Source organism: Ralstonia sp. ASV6, from assembly GCF_016429285.1.
In the GTDB taxonomy this organism is placed as follows: domain Bacteria; phylum Pseudomonadota; class Gammaproteobacteria; order Burkholderiales; family Burkholderiaceae; genus Ralstonia; species Ralstonia flaminis.
This window is the reverse complement of record NZ_JAELUI010000213.1, coordinates 1-6,084: the sequence shown is the minus strand read 5'-3', so window position 1 is coordinate 6,084 and position 6,084 is coordinate 1. Positions and strand designations below refer to the sequence as shown.

The 6,084-nt window shown below is 63.5% G+C and carries 7 protein-coding genes; 2 read left to right on the top strand and 5 right to left on the bottom strand.

The window, feature by feature from the left end:
• The coding region (locus JHD73_RS25810; RefSeq protein ID WP_199033013.1) for a helix-turn-helix domain-containing protein at positions 1-292 on the top strand (292 nt) is incomplete at its 5' end.
• A gap of 9 nt (positions 293-301) precedes the next feature.
• On the opposite strand, the gene murI is transcribed toward JHD73_RS25810, so the two are convergent.
• From murI to JHD73_RS25785, 5 genes are all read right to left on the bottom strand, one after another.
• Entirely contained in the window at positions 302-1,123 is an 822-nt protein-coding gene (murI, locus tag JHD73_RS25805; protein ID WP_199033012.1) for a glutamate racemase, read from the bottom strand.
• 19 nt (positions 1,124-1,142) lie between these two features.
• Positions 1,143-2,666, bottom strand: a complete 1,524-nt coding sequence (locus JHD73_RS25800; RefSeq protein WP_199033011.1) for a fumarate hydratase — start codon at positions 2,664-2,666, stop codon at positions 1,143-1,145.
• Positions 2,667-2,852: 186 nt separating this feature from the next.
• Positions 2,853-3,392 carry a TIGR00645 family protein gene (locus JHD73_RS25795; RefSeq protein WP_199033010.1) on the bottom strand — a complete coding sequence of 180 codons (540 nt, stop codon included), beginning with the start codon at positions 3,390-3,392 and terminating at the stop codon, positions 2,853-2,855.
• A gap of 111 nt (positions 3,393-3,503) precedes the next feature.
• Positions 3,504-4,055 carry a hypothetical protein gene (locus JHD73_RS25790; protein WP_199033009.1) on the bottom strand — a complete coding sequence of 184 codons (552 nt, stop codon included), beginning with the start codon at positions 4,053-4,055 and terminating at the stop codon, positions 3,504-3,506.
• Between the two features lie 19 nt (positions 4,056-4,074).
• Entirely contained in the window at positions 4,075-5,034 is a 960-nt protein-coding gene (locus JHD73_RS25785) for a DMT family transporter (protein WP_199033008.1), read from the bottom strand.
• Between the two features lie 204 nt (positions 5,035-5,238).
• On the opposite strand from JHD73_RS25785, the gene JHD73_RS25780 reads away from it, so the two are divergent.
• Positions 5,239-6,084, top strand: an 846-nt coding sequence (locus tag JHD73_RS25780) for an AMP-binding protein (RefSeq protein WP_199033007.1), incomplete at its 3' end; no start/stop codon positions are given.

The window sequence follows — 6,084 nt, the reverse complement described above, 5'->3', positions numbered from 1 at the left end:
GGTGCTGACCATGGTGGCGCTGCAGGACGCGCCAATGCGCTTTGGCGATATCCGGCGGCGCCTGGAAGGGGTCTCGCAGAAGATGCTGACGCAGACGCTGCGCGCGATGGAACGCGACGGCCTGATCGAGCGGCACGTCTACGATGAGCGCCCGCTGCGTGTGGAATATGCATTGAGCCCGCTTGCGCGAACCTTGTTGCCGCTTGTGATTGCGCTGAAAACCTGGGCGGAGGATTCGCTCAAGGTGATCGAAGCCAACAACCGTGCCTTCGACCGCAAGTTTGCTGCGTGACGTAGCCGGCTACGGGGTTGCCAGAGCCGTGTCGCCAATCAAGACTTGGCTGGCCATCGGCGCTTCGCCCAGCAGTGCAGCGACCATGGCCTGCAGCGGGAGCACGTCGCCGGTGGTCATGAAGCGTGGCGATGCGGCTTGTCCATCGGCTTGCAACTGTGTCGCGATCAACGTGCGGCCCAGGTGGCGTGCTACTGCGTGGCCGGTGTCGATGAGGGTCAACCGATCGCCCGCAATCTCGCGGATGGCGTCTTCCAGGAACGGGTAGTGCGTGCAGCCGTGCACCAGCGTGTCGGCGCCCGCATCCAGCATCGGCTGCAGATAGGCTTGCAGCAGTTCCAGCACGGCGGGGGAGTGCGTATCACCACGTTCTACGAGCGGGACGAGGCCGTAGCCCGGCTGGCACAGCACTTGGCAATCGCCAGAGACCGCTGCCAGCAGGCGCGCGAATTTCTCGCTGCGCAGTGTGCTCTCCGTTGCCAGCACACCCACGACGCGGCTCTTTGAGGTTGCTACCGCCGGCTTCAGGCCCGGCTCGACACCAATCACCGGCACTGCGAGCTTCTCGCGCAGTACGTGCACGGCTTGCGCCGTGGCGGTATTGCACGCAATCACCAGCGCCTTGCAGCCTTGGTCGATCAGCCACTCGCACGCACGCAGCGTGCGCTCGGCAATGAATTCGGGAGATTTTTCCCCGTACGGGGCATGGCGGGAATCCGCCAGGTAGAGAAGCGATTCGGCCGGCAGTTCGGCGCGAATCGCGCGCAGGACAGAGAGCCCTCCGAGGCCGGAGTCGAACACCCCGACCGGTGCCTGCGCGCGTGTCGTCACGATAGCAACGTCAAGCAGATCAGCCTGCAGCGACCGGAATCTTGCCGATCTTCGCTTGCCATTCCGCCGGGCCGGTCTTGTGGACCGACGTGCCCGAACTATCGACGGCGACGGTGACAGGCATGTCCTTCACGTCGAACTCGTAGATGGCTTCCATGCCCAGGTCTTCAAACGCCAGCACCTTGGCACCGCGAATGGCCTTCGACACGAGGTAGGCGGCGCCGCCTACGGCCATCAGGTAGGCCGACTTATGCTTCTGGATGGCCTCGATGGCAGCCGGGCCGCGCTCGGCCTTGCCCACCATGGCGATCAGGCCCGTCTGGGCGAGCATCGTCTCGGTGAACTTGTCCATGCGCGTAGCGGTGGTCGGACCTGCCGGGCCGACGACTTCATCGCGCACCGGATCCACCGGGCCGACGTAGTAGATCACGCGGTTGGTGAAGTCGAGCGGCAGCTTCTCGCCCTTGGCCAGCATGTCGGCGATGCGCTTGTGTGCGGCGTCACGGCCGGTGAGCATCTTGCCGTTGAGCAGCAGGGTCTGGCCTGGCTTCCACGAGGCGACTTCTTCCGGCGTGAGCGCGTTCAGGTCCACGCGCTTGGACGTTTCCGTGTTCGGTGCCCACTCGACCTTGGGCCATTGCGACAGGTCCGGCGCTTCCAGCTTGGCAACGCCGCTGCCGTCCAGCGTGAAGTGCGCGTGGCGGGTGGCCGCGCAGTTCGGGATCATGGCGACTGGCAGATTGGCCGCGTGGGTCGGGTAGTCCAGGACCTTCACGTCGAGCACGGTGGCCAGACCGCCCAGGCCTTGCGCGCCGATGCCCAGCGCATTGACCTTCTCGTACAGCTCGATGCGCAGTTCTTCTGCGCGGTTGCTCGGGCCACGGGCGATCAGGTCTTGAATGTCGATCGGCTCCATCAGGGCTTCCTTGGCCAGCAGCATGGCCTTTTCAGCCGTGCCGCCAATGCCGATGCCCAGCATGCCCGGCGGGCACCAGCCGGCGCCCATGGTCGGCACGGTCTTGAGCACCCAGTCGACGATCGAATCCGACGGATTCAGCATGACGAACTTGGACTTGGCCTCGGAGCCACCGCCCTTGGCCGCGACGATCACATCCACCGTATCGCCCGGCACGATCGACATGTTGATCACCGCCGGGGTGTTGTCCTTCGTGTTGGTGCGCTTGCCTGCGGGGTCAGCGAGCACGCTTGCGCGCAGCTTGTTGTCGACGTCGTTGTACGCGCGGCGCACGCCTTCGTTGACCATGTCTTCCAGGCTCATCGTGGCGCCGTCCCAGCGCACGTTCATGCCCACCTTCAGGAACACGGTGACGATGCCGGTGTCCTGGCAGATCGGGCGCTTGCCCTCGGCGCACATGCGGCTATTGGTCAGGATCTGCGCGATGGCGTCCTTGGCCGCCGGACTTTGTTCCTGCTCATAGGCGCGGCCCAGAGCAGTGATGTAGTCCATCGGGTGGTAGTAGCTGATGTACTGCAGCGCGTCGGCGACGCTCTGGATGAGGTCTTCTTGACGAATGACGGTCATGGTGGGGACCAACGTATAGGAATGAGAAACCGGGATGCGGTGGGGCAGTCGTCTGCCTTGTGATGCGTACCGCGCACCAGCGGCGGGCGCCGCTGGTTCAGAACAGCCGCAAATCATACACCCAATGTCGGGGCTGAATTGTCCGAGCGGATTCGTCGGAATCGGCAGCGCGACAAGGCGGCGGCGTCAATGTGCGTCGGCAGCCTCGCCCTGCGGGTGGGCATGCGAAACCAGGCGATCCACCCACGCCATCACCAGCGCCGAGACCAGGAACGCCACGTGGATCACCACCTGCCACAGGATCGTGTGCGTGTCCTTCTGGGCCGCATCGATGAAGGTCTTGAGCAGGTGGATCGACGAAATGCTGATCAGCGCCATCGACAGCTTCACCTTCAGCACGCCCGCGTTGACGTGGTCCAGCCATTCGGGCTCATCCTCATGGCCTTCGATACCGAGCTTGGACACGAAGATGTCGTATCCACCGATGATCACCATGATCAGCAGGTTGGAGATCATCACCACATCGATCAGGCCAAGCACGGCCAGCATGATCTTGGTTTCGTCCATGTCGGAGAGGTGCGAAACCAGGTGCCACACCTCGACCACGAACAGGTACACATACGCCGCCTGGGCGACGATCAGCCCTAGATACAACGGCAGTTGCAGCCAGCGGGAAAAGAAGATCAGGCGCGGAATCGGGCGCAGCGGGGCAGTGGGCGACTTCATTGTTCGGAACGGAGCGGGTGGACGAAGACCGCGTGATTGTAACGTTCCGTGATGTCAGGGCGACTTGAGGCGGCTTAGCATCGGCCTACGGTGGCCGCCTCGCGCACATTGTTATTTGACCCGGCGCAGATGTTTGGCCCGCTTGGGCGTCGCATTCTGTTTGCGTGGCCAAGTTGGCCAGCGCAGCAGGCGCCACGCGCTCGCTCCATCAAGCCCGGGTGCGGGAATCAGGTTGATGACCGCGACGAGCAGACTGACGTAGCCAAGGTAAAGCACCACCTCACCGATGATCGGCCAGCGCACAGCGGGCGTGACATTGGCCAGCAGGATCAGCGGCAGCGCCACCGCAAACTGCGCCAGCGCGCCGCCCCAGGCAATCACATAGATGTCGCGTTGGCGGGCAGGTGCCTCATGCACACACATGCCGTGGAAGAGCGCGAGGTAGATCGCCTCGACACGGGCGCCGGCGCGTCGCGCAAAGTAGGCGTGCCCGGTCTCGTGAAGCAGGATGATGCCGAAATAGGAGCACAGCGCAGCCAGCGCCGTGAAAGGGGCCTTGATGGAGTAAGCCAGCAGAACGGCCGAGACAGCCAGTACCGTCCAGTGGACGTATACCGGGGCACCGAAGACGCGCAGGTTGCGGAGGCGGTAGTAACGGTTCATGAAGCAGGCGGTGTTGTTGTTATTCGCGATCCAGCGACGGATCAAGCGGGTCCAGCGGATCCACAACCCGCCCACGCCGCACGGGCACGCGTGGCCGCGCCGGCCAACTCGCCACCAGAATGCCCGCCACCACGCAGGCCAACGCCACGGCATGCGGCCAGCCGGGCGTCTCGCCCAGCGCGACGATGCCGTAAGTGGCAGCCGCAATCGGCAGCACCGAGGTGAACACGCCGGCCAAGTGCGCCGGCACATGCCGAATGCCCTTCATCCACAGCCAGAACGAAAAGATGCTGGCCGACAGCGCATACCAGACCACCAGGCCCCAGATGGACACCGGCACCGTCGACGCATCGAACGACAACAACGGCACAAGACCCAGCGGCAGCATCAGCAGGCCGCCGATCAGGTGCGTGTACGCGCAGATCTCGATGGCGGGCAAGGTTTGCGTCAGCCGCCGCGACAGAATCACGTAGATCGATTCGCAGATCACCGCGCCCATCACCAGCGCATTACCCAGCAGCGCCTGCGTGGCATCGGCTGGTGCGCCGGCAGACGACTCACCACCACGGTACGCATTGAGAATGGCCACGCCTGCCACTGCCAGCACGACCGACACGAAGGTCCGCCCCGACGGCTTCTCGCGCAGCACCAGCCATGACAGCAGTGCCACTGTCGCGGGAATCGTGCTGGTGATGATGCCGGCAGCCAGCGCTGAGGTGAGCTTCACACCGTTGAGCATCAGCAGCGTAAAGCCGAAGGTGCCGAAGAACGCCTGCAGGAAGAGGTTGATCCATTCGCCACGCGTCACCCGCCGCATGCGTGATGGCTTGTACCACGGTGCCATGCACACGATGGCAATCAGAAAGCGCAGCAATGCAAACAGCATCACCGGCATGACGGCAACGATCGATTTGCCGAAACCAACGTTGCTGCCGACCAGTGCCATGGCAGCAATGAGGAAAAATGCGTGGATGGGCACGATGACGAATTTGGGTGGAGAGCGGTGCGGGACGCGGCTTTCGGGCCGCTCATGTTGCATTGCGATGCATGCCGCAGTGCTGAGTGACGCATTATAGTAATGCCCTTCGCGTCAAATTGCGGCGTCAGATACGTAAGGCTGGAGTCAGGTCAGCCGCTTAGATTCGCCGCAAAACGATTACAGACACCGCTATCAGGAGACATCATGGCTGGCATTGAATCTGTTCTGCACGAGGTGCGCGTCTTTGACCCGCCCGAGTCCTTCGTCAAACAGGCCAACATCGCCGGCATGGACGCCTACCGTGCCATGTGCGCCGAGGCCGAGCACGACTACGAAGGCTTCTGGGCACGCCTCGCACATGAGCACCTGCTGTGGCACAAGCCGTTCACCAAGGTGCTGGACGAATCCAACGCGCCGTTCTACAAGTGGTTTGAAGACGGCGAGATCAACGCCTCGTACAACTGCCTCGAGCGCAACCTTGAGAACGGTAACGCCGACAAGGTCGCCATCGTCTTCGAAGCCGACGATGGCAAGGTCACCCGCGTCACCTATCGCGAGCTGTACGTACGCGTTTGCCGCTTCGCCAACGGCCTGAAGGCACTCGGTATCAAGAAGGGCGATCGCGTCGTCATCTACATGCCGATGTCGGTGGAAGGCATCGTCGCCATGCAAGCCTGTGCACGCATCGGGGCCACGCACTCGGTGGTGTTTGGCGGGTTCTCGGCCAAGTCGCTGCAGGAACGCATCGTTGACGTGGGTGCCGTAGCGCTCATCACGGCGGATGAGCAGATGCGCGGCGGCAAGGCTCTGCCGCTCAAGGCCATCGCCGACGAGGCATTGGCGATGGAAGGCACGGACGCCGTGAAGCACGTGATCGTCTATCGCCGCACCAACGGCAACGTGAACTGGGTGGAGGGCCGCGACCGTGCGATGGACGAGGTCGAAGCCGGCCAGCCGGACACCTGCGAAGTCACCCCGGTGGGCGCCGAGCATCCGCTCTTCATCCTCTACACCTCGGGCTCGACCGGCAAGCCGAAGGGTGTGCAGCAC